Genomic DNA, 2,344 nt, shown 5'->3' on the forward strand with positions numbered 1-2,344 from the left:
ATCGATGAATATTGAAGATGAAGGGATTTTACCTGAAAAAAGCGGATATGCCGTCATTGCATATCCGCTTTTTGATTGGGGAAGTTTAAGAGAACAGGCGCAGGGCTTGTTTGCTGCCGGGTTTGATGCCGACTTTAAGCATTTCTTCCTGACGGGCCAAAACGTAGTTGCGTACGTCTTTGAGCCATTGGGTGGAAACTTCTTCCATTTGGTCGTTAACCAAATCCAAGCTGAGTTGACCGGAAAGTTTGACTGCCAAGTCCATGAATTTGTCGAAAGTTTTTTCGCCGGCAGGAACATGCGGAATATCTAGAAGCATGCTGAAACCGCGGTAGGTTTGGTTGTCCAACAGAGGATTGGTAAACGGTTTGTTGTCCAAAGTATGGATGGAGAACAATTGAGGGTTGTTGTTGTCGCCGAAATGGAACGCGCCGTCTTCGCCCAGTTTGAAGCCTGTATCTTCCACGGCGGCACGCAATTCTACGCCGCTGATATTGGAATGGGAAACTAAGTGAATGGCGATGGTTTGGTCAACACGCGCACAGAATTGGTCGAGGGCTTGCGCGACTTCGGTGAAAGCGTCCAAGTCGGTATGCAAAACTTTGCCGTCCATCAGTTGGGCAAAAGCATCAACCTGTTGGTCGAATTGTTGCAACTCTTCACGCGCGGCCAAACCGTTGCGGCTGACAGCTTGCAGGCCCATGACGAAGCCTTGGTAGTAAACACCCGGAATCGGCTCGGCAACGCGGAAATGATCGTCCATGGTGCAACCGATGATTTGGAAGCGGTGAGTGCCGGAAAGGCGCGGCAGGGCGTGCAATTCTTGGGCTTGTTTCAGGGAGATGTAGGCCATGTAGTCGAAGCGCGGGTCAAACCAAGGTAACTCGACTTGAGACAATTCATCCAAGCTGATCAATGGTACTTGTGCCACAGGCTCGGCTGTGGTTTCAACCGGAGCAGAAGCGGCTTCGGCTGGGCTTACGGTAATTTCGTTGTTCAAGCCGATAACGGTGTGTTGAACTTTTTCTTCTGCGGAAAAGTCGTCTTCCACGGCCAGCTCGACATCGGTTTTAAGTTGGGCAGGATGAGCCAGTTTGGCTTTTGCCGCGTAGATTTCATCTTGCTCTTGCAGGTTGCGCAATGCCTCTTCGGTTTTTTTGTTTTTCTTGATAAACAAACCTTGGCCGCCGGTTTCTTTGCTGTCGCGGACGTGCTTGGTTTTGCTGGTCAAAAGTGCATCCTTATCGGAATGGCCGAATTGTTCGCGCACTTGTTTGCGGTATTGGTTTTCCTGGTACATATTGTAACCGATGACAGCCAAAAGGGCGGCGAGGGCTAAGACGATGAAAATCATGGAGTAATCACTTTTTAAAAAGGCAGCATTCCGTCTTTTTCAGGGTGCGGAATCTTGCTGCGTGGGAAGTTCGTTGGAGCCGGACTTTATGCGTCCGAATGAATAGCTGAATTATAACGAAAATAAACGGTTGTGACAGCATTATGTCTGCCAATCAGTGTTCAGGCCGTCTGAAAGTTATCCGTGCCGGATGGGGAAACCTGCTTTTTGAAGGCGTGGCCAATCGAAGAAATGTCCAGGATCGGTTTTCCTGTCCGGAGCGATGTCCTGATGACCGGTAATGGCCTGAATCGGGTAATGTTCGGAAATGGCGGTCAGCAAGGCTTGCAGGCTGGTGTATTGTGCTTCGGTAAAAGGCTCGAAATCGCAGCCTTCCAATTCGATACCGATGGAGAAGGTATTGCATTTTTCTCTGCCTTGAAATGACGATACACCGGCATGATAGGCCATATCGTCGCAGGAAACGAATTGGACGGTTTCGCCCTTACGGCTGATGAAAAAATGGCTGGAGACGCGCAGGGTGTGGATGATGCTGAAAAAAGGATGCTCGTCAGGGTTGATTTGGTTGGTAAACAATTTTTCCACCGCACCCGTGTTGTACTCAAAAGGAGGGAGGGAAATATTGTGGAGGACAACCAATGAGATGTCTTCATCCGGTTCTCGCGGGCTGAAATTGGGCGAATGAGTTTGACGTGCATTCAGCCAACGGCCGCTTTGCCAAGTGTTTTTTGAAGGAGAATTCATGGTTTCAGACGGCCTTTCGGGATAGGAAAATATACGTTGGGTAAGGTGGAGGGCGTGGTGGACTTGTTTTCGGTTATACTGTCGCCCGACACGTTCACAAACCAAGAATCCTACCATGCTGAAAAAATTGTTGAAATGGCTGGCCGTATTTTTGACGGCATTTGCCGCCGTGGTTGCCGCATTGTTGTTTGTTCCGAAAGACAACGGCAAACCATACCGTATTACCATTACCAAAAACCAAGGTAT

The 2,344-nt window shown here is 49.1% G+C and carries 2 protein-coding genes and 1 pseudogene; 1 reads left to right on the top strand and 2 read right to left on the bottom strand.

What is annotated here, in order from left to right; genetic code table 11:
• Nucleotides 1–85 precede the first annotated feature (85 nt).
• Entirely contained in the window at nt 86–1,354 is a 1,269-nt protein-coding gene (locus ACTHUE_RS15750) for a cell division protein ZipA C-terminal FtsZ-binding domain-containing protein (protein ID WP_285069838.1), read from the bottom strand.
• Nucleotides 1,355–1,531: 177 nt separating this feature from the next.
• A complete protein-coding gene (gene ampD, locus ACTHUE_RS15755; RefSeq protein WP_070461597.1) occupies nt 1,532–2,098 on the bottom strand; it encodes a 1,6-anhydro-N-acetylmuramyl-L-alanine amidase AmpD in 567 nt (188 codons plus the stop codon).
• Between the two features lie 115 nt (nt 2,099–2,213).
• On the opposite strand from ampD, the pseudogene ACTHUE_RS15760 reads away from it, so the two are divergent.
• Nucleotides 2,214–2,344: pseudogene (locus ACTHUE_RS15760) on the top strand (endolytic transglycosylase MltG); the annotation flags it as partial.

It is taken from the genome of Neisseria sp. P0021.S005, assembly GCF_051956955.1.

Bases quoted from the DNA above. Each gene is read 5' to 3' on its own strand.
- ACTHUE_RS15750 (WP_285069838.1), bottom strand. From the start codon at position 1,354: ATGATTTTCATCGTCTTAGCCCTCGCCGCCCTTTTGGCTGTCATCGGT.
- ampD (WP_070461597.1), bottom strand. From the start codon at position 2,098: ATGAATTCTCCTTCAAAAAACACTTGGCAAAGCGGCCGTTGGCTGAAT.